Genomic DNA, 25378 nt, shown 5'->3' with positions numbered 1-25378 from the left:
CTTAGGTAGTCGGCTCGTTTCCGTCGGAAATTCCAGGACCGTCGGTGCGGGTGATGCCTTCCATTCTGTCAGCAGCGGGGTCGGCATCTGCTGCGCCGCTCGCACCGGCAGCGTCGGCAGCGTCAGTATCGCTGGCGGTGCCGTCACGCTCCGGTGCCGCCGGCTCCTCGGCACTCTTCTGCTTCGCCCCGGAGACCGCCATGGCCAGCAGAATCAGACCACAGCCGAGGAACGCCAAGGCGCGGATAACGCCATCGAGCGTTGCCATGTCGTAGAAGATCAGCTTGACGATAGACAGCGCCGCAATCGTCAAACCCGCTGCCAGTCGCGCCGGAATGTGGTGGAACCTCTTCGATAGCACCAGCATGCCGGCAATCGTGGCCCAGAAAATACTCAGCAACATGTGTGCGGCGTTGAAGCTCACGCCAATAGTCGTGAGCAGCACGATAAATGGCATACCCAGTGCAGCCAGGCCAATCAGTGCAAAAGCTGGCGGTAGCTGCGACCTCGCTGCCGTCACGGCCAGGCCGACATCGGCGCACAGCAGGAACAACAGCGAAAGCGTTTCTGCCCACGTTGCCGAGTAATCAGCTGCGGCACCGGCATTCAACGCTGCGGGCAGGATGTAGAGGTGTACTACCGTTGCGCCGAGCAGCCAGGTCAGTGCCGCAATCTTTGTATATGGTGCCACGGCATCCTGGGTTGGTTCAGGAGCCTGTAGTCGTGCGCCAATCGCGCCGTGCTTCGGTGCTGTGGCCAGCGCCCAGACAAAGAGCGCGGCACCGATGGAGATTGGGATGAGACCCCAAGTGTGGGTTCCAGTATCGGCTCCTGAGCTCCTTTCCGGGCCTGCCACCGCGAGCGCTAGCCAGGGCAGAATTGCCGTGGCCAAGGCCATTGGGGTGAGATAGCGGAAGATGGCACGGTTCCAAAGGAATACTGCAGCAATTGCGATGAACAGCACGAATCCGCCGTAGAACAGCAGCCAGAGGCTGGAGGCGGACTGTGTGGCGTTGACCATTGGGACTGCAGCTACAACCGGAGTCGAGAAGGCAACTACTGACGTGATGGTGACCAGATCGTCTTCCCAGGTGCTGGTTTCCGAAGGCTCGTCGTCAAGCTCGGGAGTGAGTTGGCGAGCCATCGCCAGCGGGCCGAACTGGGCAAACACGAAAAGGGCAATGGTGAGTGCGGCGATTGCGGGCATCACCAGTGCATTGTTGGTCGTGATTACGCCGATGAGAACGTTTGCGCCGAGCAGGAATGCGACTACGTACTTCCGGAAGGGGACGTTCAGGAGGCAGACGATAGCGGCGATGACCATCAGTTGAAGGGTGATTTGCGCGAGCGAGGAGCTCAGCGGGCGGGCGTGGAAGTCGAGGCCGATCGTCGCCCACAGCATTAATCCGGTGTTGATTGTGATTGTCCACGCCGCGGTTGCACTCGACTTCGTCCACCGCGCGCCGTATAGACCGACTGCAGCGAAAGGCAACATGATGACCAGCGTCGCCGCCACCGGAATCCAGTCGAGGAGGTAGGACATCGACATCGTTGTCAGGTGCGCAGCGGCTAGTGATGTCGCAATCAACGCCGTCACGCCAGCAGGCGGTGCTTGACGACGGTGCGCTCGCACAGCCGCGACCGCGAGCACGGTGGCCAACAAGTAAGCCAGAACCACACGACCGGCCGGTCCAATCAGACCGGATTGGATTGCAACCGCGACGAAGAACGCGATACCGGCAGCGGTAATGAGACCACCGAAGATGGCAATAATCTTGATGATCGCCTTCTCGTTGCGCCACCAGGGTTCGCGGGGCTCGCGAGGTTCGCGCGATGCCTCTGGCAGCTTCGGTGGCGGGGTGGAGTCTGTGGGAGAAGACTGTGGCGAGGGAGAAGACTGTGGCGACTTCGAATCCCGCCGCCATTGGTGGGCAGAGGGGAAGCCAAACATCGGCTGCGCAGCTGCGTCGCTCTGTGGCAGGGGAGCTGGTTGATTCCGCCAGTCCGCTTGTGTTGGCGGTGGTGGCACCTGTATCTGCTGAGACTGCTGGGGATACTGCGGTGTGGCGAGCGTCTGCTCAGCCTGCGGTTCCCAACGGGGAGGAGGTGCCTGCTCTAGTGGCGGACTGGGCGCTGGCGGCGGTTGCGGATTGTGTTGATGTGCCCCTTGAGGTGCAGCATGGGGCGGCGCTTGAGGTACCGGCGCAGATTCCGCTCCCGTAGTGTGAGGCGCGTGCGGTCCAGTCGGCGCTTGCCCGCTTGCCTGAGAAAGGCGCACCTGCCAAGTACGGGTGAGCTGAGCCAGCCGAAGCGAGCTGGCCTCCAAATCTGCCAGAGCATGGGAAAGCTCTGAGACGGAGTCGCCGGTCAGGACAAAATCGCCGGTCGGTGGCTTGTCGTATCGGGCGGAATGCTGATTAGGATCGGTGTTCTCGGCTTTAGGGCCAAAGCCGTTGGAGCCAGTATTCATGGTGACGACTTTAATCGTGTTTGGCCTAAAAACTATGGAGAGAATCTACCAATCTGATTACAATTCGGATTGCACTTTTTTGACGCTTGGTATCGCGTCGGGTGCCGATGGTGAATAACCCGGAGTGAGAGCCGGTTTTGGTATGCGAGAACAGCTGTGTTAACATCTCGTCTACGACCGCCAGAATGCGATGCTTGCTGCCTTCGGGGAGCATTTAGTTGCATTCGGCAGCGAAGAGGATTTAAGTCCCACCCTAGGTGCGCCAAAGAATTACGGTAGCGCCGGGGTCCACCCTAATCGGTGATGTCACATCGCACGATTGGAAGGCGTCCTTATACAGTGTGTAGTAATCCGCTGTAGACGCGTGGCTTTTCTTCCTTTCCCGCTTGCTATCGCGGTTTGAAACGAAGATTGTTCAGGTTCAACCTAGGAGGCCACATCAGCGCTGAAGCTCGTATTAACGAGGATATTCGAGTACCGGAAGTCCGCCTTGTAGGACCGAATGGTGAGCAGGTGGGCGTTGTCCGCACCGGTGACGCACTCAAGCTCGCTTACGAAGCAGACCTTGACCTGGTTGAGGTTGCTCCGCGAGCAAAGCCGCCGGTCGCCAAGATTATGGACTACGGCAAGTTCAAGTACGAACAAGCCCAGAAGGCACGCGAGGCTCGAAAGAACCAGCAGCAGACTGTGGTCAAGGAGCAGAAGTTCCGTCCGAAGATTGATGACCACGACTACGAAACCAAGAAGAACAACGTTGTTCGTTTCTTGGAGAAGGGTTCGAAGGTCAAGGTCACGATTATGTTCCGTGGCCGTGAACAGTCTCGTCCAGAACTGGGATTCCGCCTGTTGGAGCGTCTGGCCGCCGATGTCGAAGAGTACGGCACCGTCGAGTCTCGCCCGAAGCAGGACGGTCGCAACATGACTATGGTCCTGGGGCCGGTTCGGAATAAGGGTAAGAAGTAACCGACCTGACCAGAAATGGTTGTAAACGAGATTTTTGCGCCACGAGCGTCAAAGATCGGTAGGGGAGAGTTTTAACATGAAGCAGAAGACCCACAAGGGCACCGCAAAGCGCATCAAGGTTACCGGTTCCGGCAAGCTGCGCCGCGAGCAGGCTAATCGCCGCCACCTCCTGGAGGGCAAGCCGTCCACTCGTACCCGTCGCCTGAAGGGCACCACGGACGTTGCTAAGTCGGACGTCAAGCGCGTCAAGCGTCTGCTGGGCAAGGCTTAGTTTTTCAAGCCTCGTCCCAGGGCAATCGCCCTCTTAATTTCACTAGTTCTTAAAGACAACGAAAAGGAAGTATCACCGTGGCACGTGTGAAGCGGTCTGTTAACGCTAAGAAGAAGCGTCGCGAAGTTCTCGATTCCGCAAAGGGCTACCGTGGTCAGCGCTCCCGCCTGTACCGCAAGGCCAAGGAGCAGATGCTCCACTCCAAGACCTACGAGTTCCGCGATCGCCGCCACCGTAAGGGTCAGTTCCGTCGTCTGTGGATTCAGCGTATCAACGCTGCTGCCCGCGCTAACGACATCACCTACAACCGCTTCGTCCAGGGCCTGAACCTGGCTGGCGTTGAGGTTGACCGTAAGAACCTGGCTGAGATGGCTGTCAACGACCCACAGGCATTCGCTGCTCTGGTCAAGGTCGCTAAGGATGCTCTGCCGGAGGACGTCAACGCTCCTGCTGCTAAGTAAAGCAGCTACGAGGTAACTCGTACGTAGCGTCGGCAAGCGCCTGCGACCGGCAGTGCGCCTGCCAACATCTTTGAAAAACCACCGTCGATTGGGTTAACGAATAACCTCGACGGTGGTTTTTCGTATCCGCATTGGCCTGCTGGCGGTTATGAATCCCGAGCCGCATCACTAGGATTAATCACTATGAACTCTGCGCTGTACTTCAACGACGAGCCGTTTACTCCTCGCACTCCGCGAGTCTCGGCGGCTATTCAGCTCCACCGTGCGGCCAAGCGGAAGAAGACCGGTCGCTTCCTCATTGAGGGCTTCAATTCCGTCGATGCAGCTATCCGCGCAGAGGCTGTCGTGGAAGTTTTCGTCACGGCAGCCGCCGCCGAGCAGTTCCGCGAGCTGCTCACGGGGTATCTCGAATCTGGGACGCAGCGCAAGTCTGTTTCGCTTATCGACGACTCCGCTGCCCGCTCTTTGAGCGAAACTGTCACCACCACCGGACTCTTCGCCGTCTGCGACACCAATGCGGTGTCCACTTCGTTGGAAGAGGCCATTGAGGTTGGAAAGCAGTCCGGCTGTTTGGTGATTCCGGTGGAGTGCAATGACCCGGGTAATGTCGGCACGATTGTGCGTATGACTGACGCCCTCGGAGCTGGCGCGGTTATCCTTGCTGGCGATTCGGTTGACCCGTTGAATTCTAAGGCCGTGCGTTCCTCGGCAGGTTCTGTTTTTCATACCCCTGTCGCACGCGAGCGCGATATTGACTTCGTTATGGAGAAAGTCAGGGAAGCGGGCTTTACCGCCCTCGCCACGGCGATGGATGGCGCTCTCACTCTCGGCGTTGATGCGCTTCCCGACGGTCCCGTCGCCTGGCTTTTCGGCAACGAAGCACATGGCCTGTCGGAGGAGATTACGGCCTCGGCGGGGGCAAGTGTGTCCATCCCTATTAAGGGCGAGGCGGAGTCGTTGAACCTCGCCACCGCAGCGGCCATGTGCCTGTGGGAGACGGTTCGGGGTAAGTAGGAAACCTCGATGGTGAGGTGCATGCACGTGTGCAGTTATCCTCGACTATGATTGTTCCATCACAAGAACTGATAGTCCTATATAGAAGTGGTTGACACGTGAGCGATTCGCCAAATCCTATCGATCTTTCCGAGGAAGCCCTCCAGGCGGCTGCGCAGAAGGCCACGGGTGCCTTTGATGCTGCCGGCAACCTGGATGAGCTTTCTGCCGCCCGCCGTGAGCACTTGGGGGATGAAGGCTACATTCCGCAGGCTCGCCGCGCGCTGGGCTCCATTCCGAAGGCTGAGCGCAAGGATGCTGGTCGTCGCGTAAATGTTGTTCGCGGAGCCGTCGAAAAGCACTATGCTGAGCGTCTTGCAGTGCTGGAGGAAGAGGAAAACGCGCGTCGCCTGGTCGCGGAGCGTATCGACGTGTCGGTGGACACCACGCAGAGTCAGCGTGGCGGTATGCACCCAATTACCATCCTGTCCGAGCAGATTGGTGACATCTTCGTGGGCATGGGCTGGGAAATCGCCGAGGGCCCAGAGGTCGAAGCCGAGTACTTCAACTTTGACGCGCTGAACTTCCTGCCGGATCACCCGGCTCGTACTCTGCAGGATACTTTCCACATTGCGCCGGAAGGATCCAAGCAGGTGCTGCGTACGCACACCTCGCCGGTCCAGGTTCGCACTCTGCAGTCACGTGACCTGCCGATTTACGTTATCTGCCCGGGCCGTACCTTCCGCACCGATGAGCTCGACGCCACCCACACCCCGGTCTTCCACCAGGTGGAGGGACTCGCTGTGGACAAGGGGCTGACCATGGGGCACCTGCGCGGCACGCTGGATCACATGGCAAAGGCGCTGTTCGGTCCGGAGACCAAGACCCGCATGCGCACCAACTACTTCCCGTTCACTGAGCCGTCCGCTGAGGTTGACGTCTGGTTCCCGAATAAGAAGGGCGGCGCAGGCTGGATCGAGTGGGGTGGCTGCGGCATGGTCAACCCGAACGTGCTGCGTGCCTCCGGTATTGACCCGGAGGTGTACTCGGGCTTCGCGTTCGGCATGGGCCTGGAGCGCACCCTGCAGTTCCGCAACGGCCTGACCGACATGCGCGACATGGTCGAAGGCGACGTCCGCTTCACGCAGCCGTTCGGTATCCGCGGCTAATTCACTGACCTACAGATAGGAGTTTTACTTACATGTTCATTCCACAGTCGTGGGTCACTGAAATCGTTCGCGGCCCAGAGAACACCATCAACCCGGACTGGTCCGTTACCCCGGACGAGTTGGATGAGGGCTTTGTCCGCGTTGGTTTTGAAACCGAGGGGCACGAGCCGCTGGAGAAGGTCGAGGGGCCGCTGGTTTTCGGTCGCGTCGACCACATTGAGGAGCTCGAGGGCTTTAAGAAGCCAATTCGCTTCTGTCAGGTCAATGTCGGTGATGTCAATGGCACCGGCGAGCTGCAGGAGATCATCTGTGGTGCCCGCAACTTTGAAGAGGGCTCCATTGTTATCGTCGCACTGCCGGGCTGCGTGCTGCCGGGTGGGTTCGAGATTTCCGCACGGAAGACTTACGGCAAGATTTCCAACGGCATGCTCTGCTCCGAAGCTGAGCTGGGTATGACCGATTCCTCCGCCGGTATTCTGACGCTGCCGTCGGCCCCAGCTGAGCTGGGTTCGTGCGCCAAGGAATTCATCGGTCTCGATGACGAGAAGTTCGAGGTCAACATCACCCCGGACCGCGGTTACGCGCTGTCGGCCCGCGGTCTGGGCCGCGAGATCTGCTCCGCCTTCAACCTCGACTTCGCCGATCCAGCCAAGGTCAACGAGCTGCCGGTCGAAGGTGAGGTCCTGAACGTCACTATCGACGAGGACACCGACACCCGCCGCTTTGGTCTGCGCCGAGTCACCGGCATCGACCCGAACGCCGAGACCCCGTGGTGGATGCGTCGCCGCCTGCTGCTGGCTGGTCAGCGTCCGGTCAACGTGGCCACGGACGTCACCAACTATGTGATGCTACTGCTCGGTCAGCCGATGCACGCTTTCGACGGTTCCAAGATCGCTGGTGGCCTGCACATCCGCAACGCTAAGGCCGGCGAGACTCTGACCACCCTCGACCACGTGGACCGCAAGCTCGACCCGGCAGACGTTGTCATCTGCGACGACAATGGTATTCAGTCGCTGGCCGGCATCATGGGTGGTCTCACCTCCGAGATCGCCGACGACACCACCGATGTGGTCTTCGAGGCCGCCAACTGGTCGCCGCTGCATGTCTTCCGCAGTGGTCGCCGCCACAAGCTGAGCTCCGAGGCTTCACGACGTTTCGAGCGCGGCGTGGACACCGCTCTGGTCGAGCCGGCTCTGGATCTGGCCTGCCAGCTGCTCGCTGACATCGCCGGCGGCACTATCGACACTGGTCGCACCCTGCTCGGTGAGGTTGCCACCATGCCGACTATTGACTTTGCTGTCAACCGCGCCAGCGAAGTTGCGGGCGTTGATTACCCGCGTGAGACCGTCATTGGACGCCTGCGCGAGGTCGGTTGCGAGGTCGTCGACAACGGTGACCGCCTGGCTGTCACTCCGCCAACCTGGCGCTCGGACCTGACCATGTCCGCTGACCTGGTTGAGGAGATCCTACGTCTGGAGGGCCTGGAAGACATTCCGGTTATCCTCCCAATCGCCCCGGCCGGTCGCGGTCTGACCGAGCGTCAGCTGCGTCGCCGCTTCGTCGGCCACGCGCTGGCTCACAATGGCTACCTGGAGATTCTGCCGACACCGTTCATTGCCAACGATGTCTTCGACGTCTGGGGCCTGGACGCTGATGACCCGCGTCGTAACACCGTCAAGGTCATCAACCCGTTGGAGTCCGACCACGCTCAGCTGGGCACGACTCTGCTGCCGTCCATGCTTGAATCGCTGAAGCGCAATGTTGCTCGCGGCCAGGTCGACCTGTCGCTCTACGGTGTGGAGCAGGTATCCATCGAGCGCGGTAACGGTGTCTCGCCGATGCCGTCTACCGCGGGTCTGCCGAGCGAGGCCGAGCGCGCCGAGCTGCTGGAGTCGCTGCCGGAGCAGCCGCTGCACGTCGCCACTGTCGCCTGCGGTCGTATCCGCCTGGATAGCCCGTGGGGTGACGAGGCCGCGTACACCGTCGCCGACGCCATCGAAGCCGCGCGCATTGTTGCCCGCGCTGCCAACGTCGAGCTGGAGATCCGTAACGCTGAGGTGCTGCCGTGGCACCCGGGCCGCTGCGCTGAGCTGCTTGTCGACGGCGAGGTCGTCGGCCACGCCGGTGAGCTGCACCCGAAGGTGTGCAAGGACGCTGGTCTGCCGGAGCGCACCTGCGCTATGGAGATCAATCTCGATGCACTGCCAGTGACGGAGCACCTGCCGGCGCCGGTACTCAGCCCGTTCCCGGCCGTCCACCAGGACGTCGCGCTTGTTGTCAGCGATGAGGTCTCTGCCGCAGAGGTGGAGAAGACTCTGGTGGAAGGTGCCGGTGAGCTCCTCGAATCCATCCGTGTCTTCGATGTTTACCGTTCCGAGCAGATGGGCGAAGGCGTTCGCTCACTGGCGTACTCCCTGCGTTTCCGCGCACCGGACCGTACGCTGAAGGAAGAGGAAGCTTCCGCAGCTCGCGAGGCGGCCATTGAGTTGGCCACTACCCGTCACGGCGCTCAGCTGCGCGGCTAAAAGGGGAGGCCCCAGGGAGAGATACCCATGATTGGCATCTTGCGGCACCGCGACAACAGGCTGAATAGCGCAGAGGCACGAGAGCAGCGCGTCGGAGCGCGCGCTGTGAGCAGTGCGAAGCCTGCGGCGACTGTGGCTGCAGCTGCTGTCACGGCAGGTCTATTGCTCACCGGCGCGCCGAGTGCGGCTGCGCTGGTTGGTGGGGAGGCTGCTGCGCCCAGTGCGGCGGCGGACTCCGTGGTGTCGGTCATGGTCCGGACCAGTCCCCATACCGGAAACTTTTGCACGGGAACTGCAATCGCCCCGCAGTGGGTAATGACCGCAGCTCACTGCGTGCGTGATGTCCCGCAGCAGGTTGGGGAAGTCGAGGTCGGTTCCGGCCCGGATGCCCGGCGTGTACCGATTGATCGCTGGGAGATTGCGCCCAGCGGTGACGTAGTGCTTATTCACCTTGCGGGCGATGCAGCTCTTCGGGAGTATCCCGCAATGGAACGTCGTCAAGCGTTTTCGGAGCAAGAAACGGCAGGCACGGTCTATGGGCGATCGCTGCTCGGCGATGTTGCGGATGGCACGCTGCCGTCGGCGACCGTCACCGCTTCGATGTGTCCAGTGAAGTATCAACAATGCGTGCGGGAAGACTCGGTGTTGGCGCGCATGGAGCGCCCCGCGGCGTTGCAGGTGGGCGATTCGGGCGGACCGCTTTTTATCGACGGCCAGCTAGCGGCGGTATTCTCGGGCGCGGTGGCTTTTGATGGCAGCGTCGCACCGGAGGAGTCGGGTTACTATCTTTACACCACGACGTCATCGGTGGCGCAGTGGGCAGATGGCGTGATGAGTCAGGAGCCAAGCGTCGTAGTTGAATAGTCCGGCGTTGAGTAATCCGGCGTGCTGATTGAATGACCGGCGCGCTCAGTGAACGAAGAGTATGTACCGATGACGGCGTTATATTCATAATTCACTCCAGTCACATCGGTAGAGTTCCAGCACTTTGACAACGAATTCTATGAATATCTTGCAACACGGTGAATAAAAGTGTTGAATGTTTGGCATGAGTATTTCCGTTGCCATTGCCGGTGCGACCGGTTACGCAGGAGGAGAGATCCTCCGCCTCCTGTTGTCGCACCCGGCGTATCTTTCCGGCGAACTGACCATCGGCGCACTAACGGGAGCATCCAACGCGGGTGCTCGTGTGGGCGATATTATGCCTCATGTGGCACCTTTGGCTGACCGCCGTATTGAGCCGACTAATGGTGACACACTCGCTGGGCATGACGTGGTGTTCCTCGGTCTGCCCCACGGTCATTCGGCTGCGATTGCAGAGCAGTTGGGGGATGACACAGTGATTATTGACTGCGGCGCGGATTTCCGCCTGCAGGACGCCGCTGAGTGGGAGCACTACTACGGCTCGGAGCACGCCGGTACCTGGACTTACGGTATTCCGGAGCTGCCGGGCAACAGGGAAGTAGTGGCTGCTTCCAAGCGTATTGCTGTGCCGGGTTGTTTCCCCACTGGCGGGACTATTACGGCACTGCCGGCAGTTGCAAAGGGTCTGGTCAAGCCGGATCTGTCCGTTGTTTCCGTCACCGGTACCTCCGGTGCGGGCAAGAAGGCAGCTGTGCCCCTGCTCGGGTCCGAGGTTATGGGCAATCTCCGCGCCTACAACACTGCGGGCAAGCACCGCCACACCGCAGAGTTCCTACAAAACCTCAAGCCGTACGCAGAGGATCTCACCGTCAGCTTCACGCCGGTGCTCGCCCCGACGTCGCGCGGCATTCTCACCACCATCACCGCCCCGCTTGTCGACGGGGTGACGGAGGCAGCCGCACGGGAGGCCTACCTCGAGTTCTACAAGGGTGAGCCGTTTGTGCAGGTGTTGGCCGAAGGGCTGCAGCCGCAGACGCAGTCGGTAATTGGCTCTAACTTGGTTCAGATTCAGGTTGAGGTAGATGAACGCGCCAAGCGTCTGGTGTTGACCTCGTCGATTGACAATCTGACAAAGGGCACCGGTGGTGCCGCAGTTCAGTGCATGAATTTGGTTACTGGACAGAATGAAACTGCAGGACTTCCACTGGTAGGAGTTGCCCCATGATGAAGGAAGAAAAAGAAGGTCTCGTCAACGTCGCTGGTGACGAAGGCGGCGTATGTGCACCTCAGGGGTTCGCGGCCAGTGGTGTCATTGCAGGCATCAAGGTCAGCGGAAACCCGGACATGGCGCTCATCGTAAACCAGGGGCCGGAGAAGACCGCGGCGGCTGTCTTTACTACCAACCGTGTCCAGGCTGCGCCGGTGACGGTATCCAAGAAGCATATCGCTGACGGCAAGCTGTCAGCTGTGGTGCTGAACTCGGGCAACGCCAATGCCTGCAATGGTCAGCCGGGTATTTCCGACGCCCTCGAAGTCTGTCAAAAGGTCGCAGATGAGCTCGGCGTCGACGTTACCGAGATTGGCACCTGTTCCACCGGCTTGATTGGTGACCGGCTGCCGATGGACATTGTGCTGGCAGGTGTGCCGAAGCTGTGTGAGAATCTGGGCAGCGATGCCGCCGCAGGTACGGCTGCAGCAGAAGCCATCTTGACCACTGACTTGGTGGCAAAGCAGGCCGTTGCGCATGGTGACGGATTCACTGTCGGCGCTATGGGCAAGGGTGTTGGCATGATTAGCCCGTCGATGGCCACGATGCTCGGTGTGATTACGACGGATGCGTCGGTAAGCGCAGAAATGGCGCACGAGGCTATTGCCAAGGCTAGTGAGGTTACGTTTAACCGCCTAGATATTGATGGCTCCACATCCACCAATGACACCGTCATCATCTTGGCTAACGGCGCCTCTGGTGTGAAGCCCTCGCAGGAGGAGCTCGACCAGGCAGTGCTCAGTGTGTGTGATTCCATCGCACGCCAGATGCAGTCGGACGCCGAAGGTGTGACCAAGCGTGTGTCCGTGACCGTGCGTGGCACCGGTGGCGCGGAAGATGCCCTGGTAGCTGCTCGAATTATCGGCCGCGACAACCTCTTCAAGTGTGCGATGTTCGGTTCGGACCCGAACTGGGGTCGTGTGCTGGCGGCTGTCGGCACCGCGCCGGTGGATATGGATCCGGAGCACATCACGGTTTCCTTCAATGGTCACGTAGTCTGTCGCGATACCGGTGGTACGCCTGATGCTCGTGAAGTGGATCTGTCCGGCAAGGACATTGCCGTTGAGGTTGACCTCGGTACGGGTAATCCGGAAGAGGCCACGATTCGTACGACTGACCTTTCCCACGACTACGTTCACATCAACTCGGCTTATTCGTCGTAAAGGTTTTGAGGAGACTCTGCAATGGTTCACCAGTTGACCGAAGGGCTGTCCTTCGAGCAGCGGGCACATGTGCTGGCGGAAGCACTGCCGTGGCTGCAGCACCACCGCGACAAGATTGTGGTGGTCAAGTACGGCGGTAACGCGATGACCGACCTGAAACTGAAGAAGGCCTTCGCGCAGGACATGGTTTTTCTGCGCACCGTGGGGGTGAAGCCGGTGGTTGTCCACGGTGGCGGCCCTCAGATTTCGTCGATGCTCAAGCGCCTGGGGCTGGAGGGAGAGTTCCGAGGCGGTTTCCGTGTCACGACTCCGGAGGTCATGGAAATTGTCCGCATGGTGCTCTTCGGGCAGGTCGGCCGCGAACTGGTGAACCTCATCAACGCCTACGGCCCCTATGCAGTGGGTACCTCTGGTGAGGACGGTGGCCTGTTCACTGGTACTCGACGAACGGTAAACGTCGGCGGCAAGGAAACAGATATCGGGCTGGTCGGCAATATCACCGAGGTGCACTCGGAAACGCTATTGGACCTGATTGATGCCGGACGTATTCCGGTGGTCTCTACGATTGCGCCGTCCGCTGATGGCAAAGAGGTCTACAACATCAACGCCGACACGGCAGCAGGTGCACTGGCATCGGCAATTAACGCGAACCGTTTGGTGATTCTGACTAATGTCGAGGGTCTCTACACGGATTGGCCGAACCGCGATTCGCTGGTGTCAAGGATTTCCACTTCGCATCTGCGAGAAATCCTCCCGACGCTGGATTCCGGAATGATTCCGAAGATGGAGTCCTGCCTGAACGCAGTGGATCAGGGAGTGCCTGCGGCCCACGTTATCGACGGCCGCCAGCCACACTCGGTGCTGCTGGAGCTGATGACTTCCGGCGGTATCGGCACAATGGTAGAGCCCGGATAAGGCAGAAAAGACGGACAAGAATTTACCGACATACATGTTAGGCAGGTCGAAAGACGACATGAGCGACTTCAAGCAGCAGTGGCAACACACGATGATGAACAATTACGGCACGCCGCGCATTGAGCTTGTGCAGGGTAAGGGCGCTATTGTCACGGATTCCGAGGGCAAGGAATACCTGGACCTGCTCGCCGGTATTGCAGTCAACGCGTTGGGTCACGCACATCCGGCCATCGTGGAAGCTGTGTCCAAGCAGATTTCCACGATGGGGCACGTGTCCAACATCTTCGCCTCTGAGCCACCGTTGGCACTGGGCGAGAAGCTCATTGAGCTCACTGGCTGGGACACTGATGACACCCGGATTATGTTCTGCAATTCCGGCACCGAGGCCAATGAGGCGGCGTTCAAGCTGGCACGTTTGACGGGACGCAACCGCATTATCGCGACCCACCACGGGTTCCATGGCCGCACCATGGGCGCACTTGCCATGACCGGTCAGCCGGACAAGCGCACCCCGTTCGAACCGATGCCGGGTGGAGTCGAGTTCGTGCCGTACGGTGACATTGACTTCCTCACCAAGACCATCGAATCCGATCCGTTGGGTGTCGCTGCGGTGATTCTGGAACCAATTCAGGGTGAGACCGGTGTGGTCGCACCGCCAGAGGGATACCTCGCTGCCGTCCGCGAACTGACCAAGCGCTTCGACGTTCTCATGATTGTCGACGAAGTACAGACCGGCATCGGCCGTACCGGCCAGTGGTTTGCCCACCAGCACGATGGCATCGTGCCGGATGTCATGACGTTGGCCAAGGGCCTCGGCGGCGGCCTGCCGCTCGGTGCTGTCATCGCCAACGGCCGCGCAGCGGAACTGTTTACTCCTGGTGCGCACGGTACCACCTTTGGTGGCAATCCGGTCTGTGCCGCTGCCGGCCTGGCCGTCATCGAGACGCTGGAAGAAGAAAAGCTGCTCAATCGAGTCACCGAGAAGGGCAAGGTCCTGGCTCGCAAGCTCGCGTCGTTAAGCCATGTCGATCACGTGCGTGGTCGCGGCTTCATGCTTGGACTGGTGCTGCGCGAGAACCTGGCGAAGGAAGCGGTTAACGCCGGTTATGAACGTGGTGTCATTCTGAACGCTCCGCAGGCGAATGTGCTGCGTATTGTGCCGCCGTTGAACCTCAGCGATGAGGAAGTCAACCGCGCCGTCGAGTTGATTGATGCCTGCCTGAACGACGCCGTTGAGGCTGTCGCCAACAAAGGAAGGAATTAGAAACTGATGCTCCGTCATTTTCTCGCCGATGATGACCTGACTCCACAGGAGCAGGCTGAGGTGCTGCAGTTGGCTGCAGAGCTGAAGGTAGCGCCGTACTCCCGACGTCCGTTTGAGGGGCCACAGTCGGTTGCGGTGCTGTTCGACAAGACGTCGACTCGTACCCGTTTCTCCTTCGACGCTGGTATCGCAGCTCTGGGCGGCAACGCGATTGTGGTCGAAACCGGTAACTCGCAGATGGGCAAGGGCGAAACCTACCAGGACACCGCTGCTGTGCTCAGCCGCTTTGTCTCGGCAATTGTCTGGCGCACCTACGCGCAGTCAGGGCTGGAGGCCATGTCTGAGACCGCGACGGTGCCGATTGTCAATGCGCTTTCCGACGAGTTCCACCCGTGCCAGATTCTCGCTGACCTGCAGACCATCATCGAGCACAAGTGCCCGGAGGAAGGCCAGACGGGACTGCGTGGCAAGAAGGCTGTGTACTTCGGCGATGGTGCCAACAACATGGCCAACTCCTACCTTGTGGGCTTCGCCACCGCAGGTCTGGACGTCACCATCTGTGCACCGGAGGACTTCCAGCCGGAGCAGGTCTACGTCGACCGTGCCAAGAAGGTCGCGGAACAGACCGGAGCGGTCGTGTCCGTGACCGCGGACGTCGATGAGGCCATTGCCGGTGCCGACGTTGTCATCACCGATACCTGGGTCAGCATGGGGCAGGAGAACGACGGCTTGGATCGTCGTACTCCGTTCCTGCCGTACCAGGTCAACGCTGAGCTGATGGCCAAGGCAAATGAGGATGCCATCTTCCTGCACTGCCTGCCGGCATACCGCGGCAACGAAGTTACCGCCGAGGTCATCGATGGCCCGCAGTCGGTAGTCTTCGACGAGGCGGAAAACCGCATGCACGCTCAGAAGGCGTTGCTGACCTGGCTGGTGGAGAGGCAGTAAGGTCATGACCGCAGCACAACCAGGTTCTCGCACAGCTAGGCAGACGCGCATCGCTGACCTGCTGGCGCAGCATCACGTGTCCAGTCAGGTTCAGCTCGTCGAGCTGCTTGCCGACGAAGGCATTGAGATTGCGCAGGCGACGTTGTCCAGAGACCTCGATGAGCTGGGAGCCCGAAAGATTCGCGATGGAGCCAACGGTTCGCGGTATTCCATCGTCGAAGATGCACTCGCTGTCTCCAGCGGGGCAGTGGCCAGGATGCGGCGCGTTTTAGACGAGCTGCTGGTCTCCATTGATCATTCGGGCACCATCGCGGTTGTGCGTACACCACCGGGAGCCGCACAGTATCTAGCCAGTGTGATTGACCGTGCGGGACTCAAAGAAATCGTTGGCACAATTGCGGGAGATGACACCGTAATGTGCCTGGCTAGAGAACCACTTTCCGGCGCTGACCTAGCCCAGCGTCTAGCCGCCGGAACGAACCAGTAAACTATTCCACGAAATGCTTTAAAGCACCGATTAAAGGAGCGCTTACCCTATGACCAACCGGGTTATTCTTGCTTACTCTGGTGGCCTCGACACCACCGTTGCTATTCCGTACCTCAAGGAAATGACCGACGGCGAGGTCGTCGCAGTTTCCATCGATGTCGGACAGGGCGGCGAGGACATGGAGTCCGTGCGTCAGCGCGCTCTGGACGCCGGCGCTGTCGAAGCTGTCGTTGTCGACGCTAAGGACGAGTTCGCCGAGGAGTACTGCCTGCCGACCATTAAGGCCAATGGTCTCTACATGAAGCAGTACCCGCTGGTTTCTGCACTGTCTCGCCCGCTGATTGTTAAGCACATGGCGAAGGCCGCAGAGGAGTTCGGTGGCACTCACGTCGCACACGGCTGCACCGGTAAGGGCAATGACCAGGTCCGTTTCGAGGTTGGTTTCGCCAACACCGCCCCGGATCTGAAGATTATTGCACCGGCTCGTGACTTCGCTTGGACCCGCGACAAGGCTATTGCCTTCGCTGAGGAGAAGGGTCTGCCAATTGAGCAGTCCAAGTCCTCTCCGTTCTCCATTGACCAGAACCTCTTCGGTCGCGCCATTGAGACCGGCTACCTGGAGGACCTGTGGAACGCACCAACCAAGGATGTCTACGCGTACACCGAGGATCCGACCCTGAACTTCAGCTCCCCGGACGAGGTCATCATCTCCTTCGAGGACGGTAAGCCGACTGCCATCGACGGCAAGAAGGTTTCCGTGCTTGAGGCCATCGAAGAGATGAACCGCCGCGCTGGTGCTCAGGGCATCGGTCGTCTGGACATGGTTGAAGACCGCCTGGTCGGCATTAAGTCCCGCGAGATTTACGAGGCTCCGGGCGCAATTGCCATCATGACCGCACACGCAGCGCTCGAGGACGTCACCGTTGAGCGTGAGCTGGCTCGTTACAAGCGTCAGGTCGAGGGCGAGTGGGCCAACCTGGTCTACGACGGCCTGTGGTTCTCGCCGCTGAAGCGCGCGCTGGATGCCTTCATCGAGGAGTCCCAGAAGGGCGTTTCCGGTGACATCCGCATGGTCATGCACGCAGGTCACTGCAACGTCAACGGTCGTCGTTCGAACACCTCGCTGTACGACTTCAACCTGGCTACCTACGACGAGGGCGACACCTTCGACCAGACCCTGGCTCGCGGTTTTGTCGAGCTGCACGGCCTGTCCTCGAAGATGGCCGCAAAGCGCGACTTCAAACTGTAAAGCTTCTCCAGAGCGACTAGAGCGAAAGGCCTATTGGAAAAGACAATGGTCGAAAAGCACGGTACCAACGAAGGCTCCCTGTGGGGCGGCCGCTTTGCCGGTGGCCCGTCCGAGGCGATGGCCGCATTGAGCAAGTCCACCCATTTTGACTGGGTGCTCGCGCCTTACGACGTTCTTGCGTCCAAGGCCCACGCCCGAGTGCTGCATGCCCGTGGGCTGCTCAGCGATGCCGACTTTGACACCATGATCGAAGGCCTTGATCAGCTCGGTCGCGACGTTGCCTCCGGCGAATTTGGTCCAGAGCCGACAGATGAGGACGTCCACGGTGCCATGGAGCGCGGTCTGATTGATCGCGTCGGCCCGGAGGTCGGCGGTCGCCTGCGCGCTGGTCGTTCCCGCAATGACCAGGTGGCAACTCTGTTCCGCATGTGGCTGCGCGATGCCGTGCGCGGCGTTGCACTGGATGTCACTGACCTGGTTGCCGCCCTGGTGGCTCAGTCCAAGGCACATCCGGATGCCATCATGCCGGGCAAGACCCACTCCCAGGCAGCGCAGCCGGTATTGCTGGCCCACCAGTTGCTGGCTCACGCGCATCCGCTGCTGCGCGATCTGGACCGCATCCGCGATCTCGACCGTCGACTGGCTGTGTCCCCGTACGGTTCCGGTGCGCTCGCGGGATCTTCGCTGCACCTGGATCCGGAGGCCATCGCGGAGGAGCTCGGCTTCGACTCTGCCACGGACAACTCCATTGACGGCACTTCTTCGCGTGACTTCGCCTCTGAGGCGGCTTTTGTCTTCGCCCAGATTGCTGTGGACATGTCTCGCCTGGCAGAGGAAATCATCTACTGGGCCACCCCGGAGTACGGCTACGTCACTCTGGCTGATGCCTGGTCGACTGGATCCTCCATCATGCCGCAGAAGAAGAACCCGGACGTGGCAGAGCTGACCCGCGGTAAGACCGGTCGCCTGATCGGTAACCTCGCTGGTCTTATGGCCACGCTGAAAGCGCAGCCGCTGGCCTACAACCGTGACCTCCAGGAGGACAAGGAGCCTTTGGTGGACTCGGTTGAGCAGCTAACCTTGCTGCTGCCGGCCCTGACCGGCCTGGTGGCAACGCTGACCTTCCACGAAGACCGTCTGCGCGAGCTCGCTCCGGCGGGCTACACCCTGGCCACGGACTTGGCTGAGTGGCTGGTCCGCGAGGGCGTACCGTTCCGCGACGCTCACGAGGCATCCGGCCAGTGTGTCCGCATCGCAGAGTCCAAGGGCGGTATCGGTCTGGACGAGCTTTCCGACGAGGACCTCGCCGGTATCCACCCGGCACTGACTCCGAAGGTCCGTGAAGTGCTGACTATTGACGGTGCTGTCGCTTCCCGCGATACTCGCGGCGGCACCGCGGGTGTCCGTGTTGCAGAGCAGCTCGCTCGCGTTGACGAGAAGAATACCGAGCTGAAGCAGTGGGCTGAAAAGCCGGTTCGCGGCTAAAGCTGCTAGAGCTAGCAAACCTGCTAGCCCAGCTAACGCAGCTAATTAATCGGTGTGCGGTCAATCGACCGCACGCCGATTTTTTACAGCCCGGGGGGGGAGGAGAAAAACCAGCAACCCGACAACTGATGACCCGGTAACTATCAACCCGATAACTGGCCACCCGAAAAATTACGGGCTCCACGTGCGAATACGGGCTGCAAATGTGAAACTGTGTAAGTTTATGACACTTTCAGGCCATTTTTCGGGCCATTTTTGTCATAAACGTAGTCAGTAACTCGGCTCGACCCGCCGCCGCCAGTCATAAACGCAGTCAGTAACTCGGATCGATCCGACGCCACCAGTAACCTTGTAATGCCAGGGTGCCCCCCCCGAAGTGACGCAGATTACTGATTATTTCTATATCTGTTGCCAGGTTTGGCCGGGTCTCTTACCATAATTTCATGGCGGAAAGTACGCGGTCGAGCGGTGGAAATCGCAGCTCACGAGATAAAAATAAAAATCAGAGTGGTAGCAAGAAAGGGTGCATGGGCCCGGGGGCAATTCTTGCAGTCATTTTGATTGTCATCGCGGCTGTTGCAGTCTATGTCGGTCGCGGCGGTAGTATTCCAGGTTTTTCTGGTGGCAGCTCCGGAGGAAACCGTGATTTCTTCGGTGGTGAAAAGACCGTCGTCAAGGCGATTGTTGGCTCTGAGAAAAAGCCCTTCTTCGAAGACAAAGAGGTCCAGAAGGCTCTTGCCTCTCACGGCTATGTGGTGGAAGTAAAGACGGCGGGTTCGCGTCGGATGGCCACGGATGTGGATCTGGATTCCTTCGACTTGGCATTCCCGTCGTCGGCACCGGCAGCGGAGAAAATTGCCGAGAAAATGAGCGGCGCTGAGCGGTACGACGTCTTCTACACACCGATGGCGATCGCTACTTTCGACAACATCTTGCAGGCATTGGCGCGGGAAAATGTTGCTCGCCAACAGGGCACTACGTGGCAGGTAGATATGGCAGCGCTGGCCACGATGCAGCACGACAATGTCCGCTGGCGTGACTTCGCGGAGAGCGATTATCCGTCGCCGCGCACGGTGCAGATGTCCACAACGGACATTCGTTCGTCGAACTCGGCCGCAATGTACTTGTCGCTCATGTCTTGGATTACCAATGAAGGCCGGATTGTGTCTGACAATGGGCAGGTCAATGCGGTCTTGCCGGAGCTCACCCCTCTGTTCACCGGCCAGGGGTACACGGAATCCTCGTCGGCTGGTCCATTTTCGGACTACCTCTCGCAGGGTGTCGGTTCGAAGCCAATGGTGATGGTTTACGAGTCGCAGTTCCTGGGGGAGAACAGTGCCCCGAACAGCCGGTTGAAGTCGGAAATGCGCCTGGCGTATCCATCGCCGACGATTCTGAGTACTCACGTGGCGCTGGGTTTTAACGACAATGGAGCTGCGGTCGCACGGCTCCTCGCCGAAGACCCTGAGCTTCAGAAGCTGGCGGCCAAGCACGGTTACCGCTCCAGCCAGCCTGAGGCGATGGAGGAATTCCAGACGCAGTTGAAGACGGGCCAGGAGGTCTCCACCGATTTTGTGGACTCCATTGATCCGCCGAGTTTCGACATCCTCGAGCAGCTTATTGAGGGTGTGTCCCGTGGATACCAGAGCCCACCGAGGCCGGAAACAGAAGAGGGGTAAAGCCGAATGAACATGGATAAGGCACTAACTGCCCTCCGCAAAATGCTTCTTGGCCTCGTCGGTGTGCTCGGCATCTTCGCTGCCGCGGCCTGCTCCGACGGTGGCCTGAACCTGCCGCTGGGCTCCGACGGGGAGAAGACCAACAAAGTCGACGTCGATTCTGACCTCAAGGGCTCGACTATGCGCATCGCCGGGGCCACGGAGCTTGCAGAGCTCCAGCCACTGATGCAAAAGGCCTCCGACGACCTCGGTTTTACTATTAACCTTGAGCTTCTCGACGGCACCGTGAAGAACAGCCACGCGCTTGTCTCAGGCGAATTCGACAACCAATTTGACGCCACTTGGTTTGCTACCAACCGGTACGTTGATCTGCTCGGTGGGGCTGACAAGCTGGGCGAAGCCAAGAAAGTCGCCACCTCACCCGTAGCGTTCGGTATCCATTCGGCGAAGGCTCGGGAGCTCGGTTGGGATACCAAGCAGCCGACGTGGGCTGAGATCGCGGAGGCTGCGTCGTCAGGCAAATTGGCCTACGGCATGACCAACCCCGCGGAATCGAACTCGGGCTTTTCCGGTGTGGTGTCGGTTGCGACCGCGTTCGCCGACACCGGATCGGCGCTGACTACGGGGGATATCAACCGCACCACGCCTGAACTGCAGAAGTTCTTCGAGGGGCAGAAGATGACCTCGGGTTCGTCGGGGTGGCTGCGCGACAAGTTCCTGGATGAGCCGGACTCCGTCGACGCGCTCATCAACTATGAAGCTGTGTTGCAGCAGATGAATAAAGAGGGCGCTGACCTGGAAGTTGTTGTTCCGAGCGACGGTGTCATCAGTGCGGATTACCCGCTGACGCCACTAGCTCAGCCGGCTAACGACCTTGCCGCGCGGCAGACGGAGGCACTCGGGCAGTGGCTGGAAGCGAACTCGCAGGTTCTCGCCGACCACTTCCTTCGCCCGGTCTCCGATGACGCCAACCTGCCGGAAAGCATGACCAACAGCGTCATTATCGAGCTGCCGTTCCCGGGTGATCGCGCAGTCACGGATCGTCTCATCGAGGCGTACGACAATGACCTGCGCGTGCCCGGAGAGTCGGTCTTTGTTCTCGACACTTCCGGTTCAATGTTCGGGGAGCGCATCGCTGATCTACAGGCGACAATGCGCGCAATCGTCGACGGCAGTGCACGCACCGAAACGGGAAGCGTGGGATTGCGAAACCGTGAGATCGCGACGATTCTGCCGTTCAGTACGAGCGTCGGCGAGCCCACGACCACGACAATTGACGGCCCGGAATCGCGCGCGCAGCTCACCGCCGCCGTCGATGGTCTGTACGCAGAGGGCGAGACGGCGCTTTACGACGCACTGATTCAGGCCTTCGACCTTCTCGGCAGCTCGGATAAGAACTCCATCCCGTCTATCGTGGTGTTGACCGATGGTCAGGTGACGTCGGGCAAGAGCTTTGCGGAATTCCGTGATTTCTACCAGTCCAAGGGCGGGAATCTGCCGCCGGTATTCGTCATCCGCTATGGAGAGGCGGATCCGGGAGAAATGCAGGAACTTGCGAACCTGACTGGTGGTAAGGTCTTTGAATCCCGTGAGACCGAGCTTGCTGATGTGTTCAAGGAGATTCGTGGCTACCAGTAAATCCTCCGGCACTTCTTCTGGCGGTGGCTTTCTCAACAGTCCCGCCAACATTGTCGGGCTCATCCTTGCCATCGCCGTCGTGCTGCTGCACCTGACCGTGGGGCTTGGTTTCCTGTGGCCGGTTGTTGCGATTGCCGCCTGGGGCGCGTCGGTTGCTTTGTTGCCGAGGCAGAGCAAAGGGGCTCAGAAGTCCGTTAGCTCGGCGCCGAAGCCTGAGGTCCCACAGCGTCGCCCGCTCAATCCATCTGAGCTGCGTAGGAATCTTCACCGGACATTGGGCAGGCTTTTCGATGCCCAGCCTGGCGAAGCTCTTGGCAACGCCGCAAATGACCTGGGTGCGACGCTGGAATCCGTCCTGAGCGAGTGGAAGTACCTCAAAGATTATCCCGAGCAGAAGGTGGTCATCGGCGGCATTATCCAGGAGTACTTGCCGCAGACAGTCAACTCCTACCTCGCGGTCCCGGAGCGTCTGCGTCACAAGGCCGAGAATCCGGCGCGGGAGTCCATCGACCTGTTGCATTCCGCGGTTCAGAAGATCCAGGATGCAATCGGTCAGGACAACCTGATTGCTTTGGAAGGTCAGCGTGACACCCTGGCAATTCAGTTCGGTAAGGTAGTGGACTATGAGCCTTGATCCGAAACTCCTTGAAATCCTCGCTTGCCCGCGTGACAAGGGGCCGCTTGAATACCTCGAAGACGAGCAGGTGCTGGTCAATCCTCGCCTAAAGATCGCCTACCGCATCGACGAAGGCATTCCGGTCATGCTTTCCGACGAAGCTATCGCCTGGGACAAGTAATTGCCTTTCCCGCTTCCCGACGGCTACAGCGTCCTCGACCGCACTGTGCTGTCGGGAGCTCCGATTGAGGCTGCGAAGACGCTGCTCGGCTGCGTAATTGTCATCCCCGCCGAGCATGTTATCGCCACCATCACGGAGGTCGAGGCCTATGGTGGCCCAGTTGACCAGCGCTATCCTGACCCGGCCGCGCACTGCTTCATGGGGCCAACCGCACGCAATCGCGCCATGTTTGGCCCGGCGGGGCATTGGTATATCTACCGCTCCTATGGCATCCACTTTTGCGCCAACATCACCAGCGCTACGGACGGCACGGGCGGGGGAGTATTAGTCCGCTCCGTACGCATTGAGCAGGGCCTGGATGCGGTGCGCCGTCGCCGCGGTGAAAAACCTGCGGTTGCGGGTCTCGGACGTGGTCCGGGCAATGTTGGTCAGGCGCTTGGCCTTGACTTAAATGACTATGGGGCAGATGCGCTGGATCCGTCGTCACGCGTGTTCGTGGCGCAGCCAGAGAGCATCAACCCGGATAAAGACATCCACGCGGGCCCGCGTGTGGGCGTTCGGCGAGCGGCGAATCGGCCTTGGCGGCTGTGGCTTCCGGACGATTCCGTCTCAGCCTATCGGCGCCACAAGAAGGCCGTTGAGGAGTTCTAGGTCACCCTCGCGGTGAACGTCGGCAAGCGAGACGTTACGATAGGGGACGTGACTGAACAGAACATTATCGACGAACTACAGTGGCGTGGCCTGATTAATCAGTCCACCGATGTTGACGCGCTGCGTGAGGCGTGCGAAAACCCCATTACTCTGTATTGCGGTTTTGACCCAACGGGCGATTCGCTGCACGCGGGCCACCTGGTTCCGATGATTATGTTGCGTCGTTTCCAGCTGGCCGGTCACCACCCAATTGCACTGGCAGGCGGTGCTACGGGCTTCATCGGCGATCCGCGTGATGTCGGTGAGCGTTCGATGCTTAGCCAGGACGCCATTGAGCACAACCTGGAGGCTATCAAGGGCCAGCTGCGTCGTTTCATTGACTTTGAGGGCGAGGCCCCGGCGACGATGGTCAATAATGCTGACTGGACTATGAACATGTCCGTCATTGACTTCCTTCGCGATGTCGGCAAGAACTTCTCCCTCAACACGATGCTCGATCGCGACACTGTGAAGCGTCGCCTCGAGTCTGACGGTATCTCCTACACCGAGTTTTCCTACATGCTGCTGCAGTCCAACGACTACGTGCAGCTGCGCCGCAACTACGATTGCGTGCTGCAGATTGGCGGCGGTGATCAGTGGGGCAACATCGTCTCTGGTGTCGATTTGAACAGGCGTATCGACGGCGCCAAGGTGCACGGCCTGACCGTGCCGCTGGTGACCGATGCGCAGGGTCAGAAGTTCGGTAAGTCTACCGGTGGCGGCAAGCTGTGGCTGGACGCTGAAAAGACCTCGCCGTACTCCTGGTACCAGTACTTCCTCAACGCTGGTGACTCGGTTGTTATTGACTACCTGCGTTGGTTCACCTTCCTGTCTCAGGAAGAGATTGCTGAGTACGAGGTCGCTGTTGCGGAGCGTCCGTTCAAGCGTGAGGCGCAGCGTCGTCTGGCGCAGGAGATGACCAACCTGGTTCACGGCGAAGAGGCCACCAAGGCTGTCGAGTTGGCGGCGCAGGCGCTGTTTGGACGCGCGGAGCTGACCGAGTTGGATGAGGCCACTCTGGCAGGTGCCGTTTCCGAGACCGAGGTTGCGGAGATTGCCGAAGGCGAGCCACGTACTGCTGTTGACCTTCTCGTCGCTGCGGGTCTTGCCAAGTCGAAGGGCGAGGCACGCCGCACCATTAAGGAAGGTGGCGCGTACGCTAATAACCAGCGCATCGAGGACGAAGCGTGGGAGCCAGCTGCCGAGGACCTGCTGCACGGCAAGTGGATCGTGCTGCGCCGCGGTAAGAAGAACTTCGCTGGTGTGAAGTTCGTGTAGGTGCTGGTTGGTCTTTGTGTAGGCGCGCTGCTAATCTCTCGATTAATTGGTGTTTATGCAGCTTGATTCCTTTTAGGTAGCTGGGCTAGGGCTCCGGGCAGGCTAGGGGATTGATGATTTCAGAATCATCTGCTCCTGGTCAGCTTGGAGCCTTAGTTGTTTTAAAGGGAGCGTAGAAGCCGAAGCAAAGGTGGTAGCGATGAGTCCAAGACATGAAAACCGTGCTGGACGGGGAGGCTCGTTGATGGGTCGGATTATCGCGCGTTTCTCGAAGAAGTCTCAGCGTGCGTCAGAAACGGGCTCCGAACAAGCCCACGATTTTCAGGGTGAGGTTGCTTCTCGGCGGGTGAGCCCGCAGAGCACGCCAGGCCGATTGACGGTTGAAAACCCAAATGTGTTCTACACCGTTGAAGATAGGCAAAACGAAATCGTTATCCGTGAATATGATGCCTTCATCGGTGGCCTTTCCGACATGGTCGGACTGGAGGATGAATTCCAGCGGAATTTTTACGACCGTGAAGTCATTGTCAGGAAAACCACGGACAGTCAGCGAAAGGAGCGAATACATTCTTCCAGAGAAGCCTTCGAGGATTATCACCGAAGACTTCGTGGACAGTAGCTGTAGCTCTTCTTGGGTTTCATCAAAGGAGAGGACTGGCAGCTTCTGGTAAGTCGCTCTACTGCACAGGAAAACCCTAGATCAGATCTATCTACCTGGGGTTTTGTGTCTTTGGGTGGTGTGTGTGTAATGTATTCGGAGGTCAGCGTGGCCAGGCAGTTTATGTGTTTGGTTGGCTGATGT

Annotated in this window: 23 protein-coding genes; 22 read left to right on the top strand and 1 reads right to left on the bottom strand. The window is 59.6% G+C overall.

From position 1 onward, the window contains the following. Position 1: 1 nt before the first annotated feature. Positions 2-2470: a DUF2339 domain-containing protein gene (locus tag HMPREF2547_RS08765; RefSeq protein WP_070605579.1), complete on the bottom strand. Its 2469-nt coding sequence runs from the start codon at positions 2468-2470 to the stop codon at positions 2-4. Between the two features lie 411 nt (positions 2471-2881). Between HMPREF2547_RS08765 and infC the strand changes: the two genes are divergently transcribed. The 22 genes from infC to HMPREF2547_RS10795 all read left to right on the top strand — a co-directional run bounded on the left by infC (position 2882) and on the right by HMPREF2547_RS10795 (position 25195). Continuing rightward, a complete protein-coding gene (gene infC, locus HMPREF2547_RS08760) occupies positions 2882-3433 on the top strand; it encodes a translation initiation factor IF-3 (RefSeq protein ID WP_005511730.1) in 552 nt (183 codons plus the stop codon). Positions 3434-3509: 76 nt separating this feature from the next. After that, positions 3510-3704: a 50S ribosomal protein L35 gene (rpmI, locus tag HMPREF2547_RS08755; protein ID WP_005511726.1), complete on the top strand. Its 195-nt coding sequence runs from the start codon at positions 3510-3512 to the stop codon at positions 3702-3704. Positions 3705-3781: 77 nt separating this feature from the next. Beyond that, complete coding sequence (rplT, locus tag HMPREF2547_RS08750) at positions 3782-4165, top strand: 50S ribosomal protein L20 (RefSeq protein WP_016422904.1); 384 nt, start codon at positions 3782-3784, stop codon at positions 4163-4165. A gap of 183 nt (positions 4166-4348) precedes the next feature. Further along, positions 4349-5179: a TrmH family RNA methyltransferase gene (locus tag HMPREF2547_RS08745; protein ID WP_070605577.1), complete on the top strand. Its 831-nt coding sequence runs from the start codon at positions 4349-4351 to the stop codon at positions 5177-5179. Positions 5180-5277: 98 nt separating this feature from the next. Further along, positions 5278-6327: a phenylalanine--tRNA ligase subunit alpha gene (gene pheS, locus HMPREF2547_RS08740; RefSeq protein WP_049170371.1), complete on the top strand. Its 1050-nt coding sequence runs from the start codon at positions 5278-5280 to the stop codon at positions 6325-6327. 32 nt (positions 6328-6359) lie between these two features. Continuing rightward, complete coding sequence (gene pheT / locus HMPREF2547_RS08735; RefSeq protein WP_070605575.1) at positions 6360-8852, top strand: phenylalanine--tRNA ligase subunit beta; 2493 nt, start codon at positions 6360-6362, stop codon at positions 8850-8852. Between the two features lie 27 nt (positions 8853-8879). Next, positions 8880-9716, top strand: coding sequence for a trypsin-like serine protease (locus HMPREF2547_RS08730; RefSeq protein WP_070605574.1), 837 nt, complete (start codon positions 8880-8882; stop codon positions 9714-9716). Positions 9717-9900: 184 nt separating this feature from the next. Next, positions 9901-10941, top strand: coding sequence for an N-acetyl-gamma-glutamyl-phosphate reductase (gene argC / locus HMPREF2547_RS08725; RefSeq protein ID WP_187403959.1), 1041 nt, complete (start codon positions 9901-9903; stop codon positions 10939-10941). Further along, complete coding sequence (gene argJ, locus HMPREF2547_RS08720) at positions 10938-12146, top strand: bifunctional glutamate N-acetyltransferase/amino-acid acetyltransferase ArgJ (protein ID WP_070605570.1); 1209 nt, start codon at positions 10938-10940, stop codon at positions 12144-12146. The genes argC and argJ overlap by 4 nt, the downstream gene beginning before the upstream one ends. A 21-nt stretch (positions 12147-12167) precedes the next feature. Next, complete coding sequence (gene argB, locus HMPREF2547_RS08715) at positions 12168-13061, top strand: acetylglutamate kinase (RefSeq protein ID WP_016422897.1); 894 nt, start codon at positions 12168-12170, stop codon at positions 13059-13061. A 58-nt stretch (positions 13062-13119) separates the two neighbouring features. After that, the gene (locus HMPREF2547_RS10805; protein ID WP_070605568.1) at positions 13120-14325 is read left to right on the top strand and encodes an acetylornithine transaminase; all 1206 of its coding nucleotides are present in this window, start codon (positions 13120-13122) and stop codon (positions 14323-14325) included. 6 nt (positions 14326-14331) lie between these two features. Further along, entirely contained in the window at positions 14332-15273 is a 942-nt protein-coding gene (gene argF / locus HMPREF2547_RS10800) for an ornithine carbamoyltransferase (protein WP_070595570.1), read from the top strand. Positions 15274-15277: 4 nt separating this feature from the next. Beyond that, on the top strand, positions 15278-15760 hold the full coding sequence (locus HMPREF2547_RS08700; RefSeq protein ID WP_005511719.1) for an arginine repressor: 483 nt from the start codon (positions 15278-15280) through the stop codon (positions 15758-15760). Between the two features lie 49 nt (positions 15761-15809). Continuing rightward, positions 15810-17009 (top strand): argininosuccinate synthase, encoded by a 1200-nt coding sequence (locus tag HMPREF2547_RS08695; RefSeq protein ID WP_016422894.1) that lies wholly within the window; start codon positions 15810-15812, stop codon positions 17007-17009. Positions 17010-17054: 45 nt separating this feature from the next. Then, complete coding sequence (gene argH / locus HMPREF2547_RS08690) at positions 17055-18494, top strand: argininosuccinate lyase (RefSeq protein WP_049170381.1); 1440 nt, start codon at positions 17055-17057, stop codon at positions 18492-18494. A gap of 527 nt (positions 18495-19021) precedes the next feature. Beyond that, positions 19022-20173 (top strand): hypothetical protein, encoded by a 1152-nt coding sequence (locus HMPREF2547_RS08685; protein ID WP_069359382.1) that lies wholly within the window; start codon positions 19022-19024, stop codon positions 20171-20173. 6 nt (positions 20174-20179) lie between these two features. Further along, complete coding sequence (locus HMPREF2547_RS08680; protein ID WP_083229242.1) at positions 20180-21811, top strand: VWA domain-containing protein; 1632 nt, start codon at positions 20180-20182, stop codon at positions 21809-21811. Beyond that, the gene (locus HMPREF2547_RS08675; protein ID WP_049189983.1) at positions 21798-22445 is read left to right on the top strand and encodes a hypothetical protein; all 648 of its coding nucleotides are present in this window, start codon (positions 21798-21800) and stop codon (positions 22443-22445) included. Before HMPREF2547_RS08680 ends, HMPREF2547_RS08675 begins: the two co-directional genes overlap by 14 nt. Further along, positions 22435-22608 carry a Trm112 family protein gene (locus HMPREF2547_RS08670; RefSeq protein ID WP_016422889.1) on the top strand — a complete coding sequence of 58 codons (174 nt, stop codon included), beginning with the start codon at positions 22435-22437 and terminating at the stop codon, positions 22606-22608. The genes HMPREF2547_RS08675 and HMPREF2547_RS08670 overlap by 11 nt, the downstream gene beginning before the upstream one ends. After that, the gene (locus tag HMPREF2547_RS08665; protein ID WP_049189982.1) at positions 22609-23259 is read left to right on the top strand and encodes a DNA-3-methyladenine glycosylase; all 651 of its coding nucleotides are present in this window, start codon (positions 22609-22611) and stop codon (positions 23257-23259) included. A gap of 48 nt (positions 23260-23307) precedes the next feature. Beyond that, positions 23308-24576: a tyrosine--tRNA ligase gene (gene tyrS / locus HMPREF2547_RS08660; RefSeq protein WP_187403960.1), complete on the top strand. Its 1269-nt coding sequence runs from the start codon at positions 23308-23310 to the stop codon at positions 24574-24576. A 244-nt stretch (positions 24577-24820) separates the two neighbouring features. Continuing rightward, positions 24821-25195, top strand: coding sequence for a hypothetical protein (locus HMPREF2547_RS10795; RefSeq protein ID WP_126108062.1), 375 nt, complete (start codon positions 24821-24823; stop codon positions 25193-25195). Positions 25196-25378: the final 183 nt, after the last annotated feature.

This window comes from Corynebacterium sp. HMSC055G02, from assembly GCF_001809065.1.
Taxonomy (GTDB): Bacteria; Actinomycetota; Actinomycetes; order Mycobacteriales; family Mycobacteriaceae; genus Corynebacterium; species Corynebacterium jeikeium_D.
Note: the sequence above shows the minus strand (reverse complement) of the source record. Positions and strands in the feature narration are given on the sequence as shown.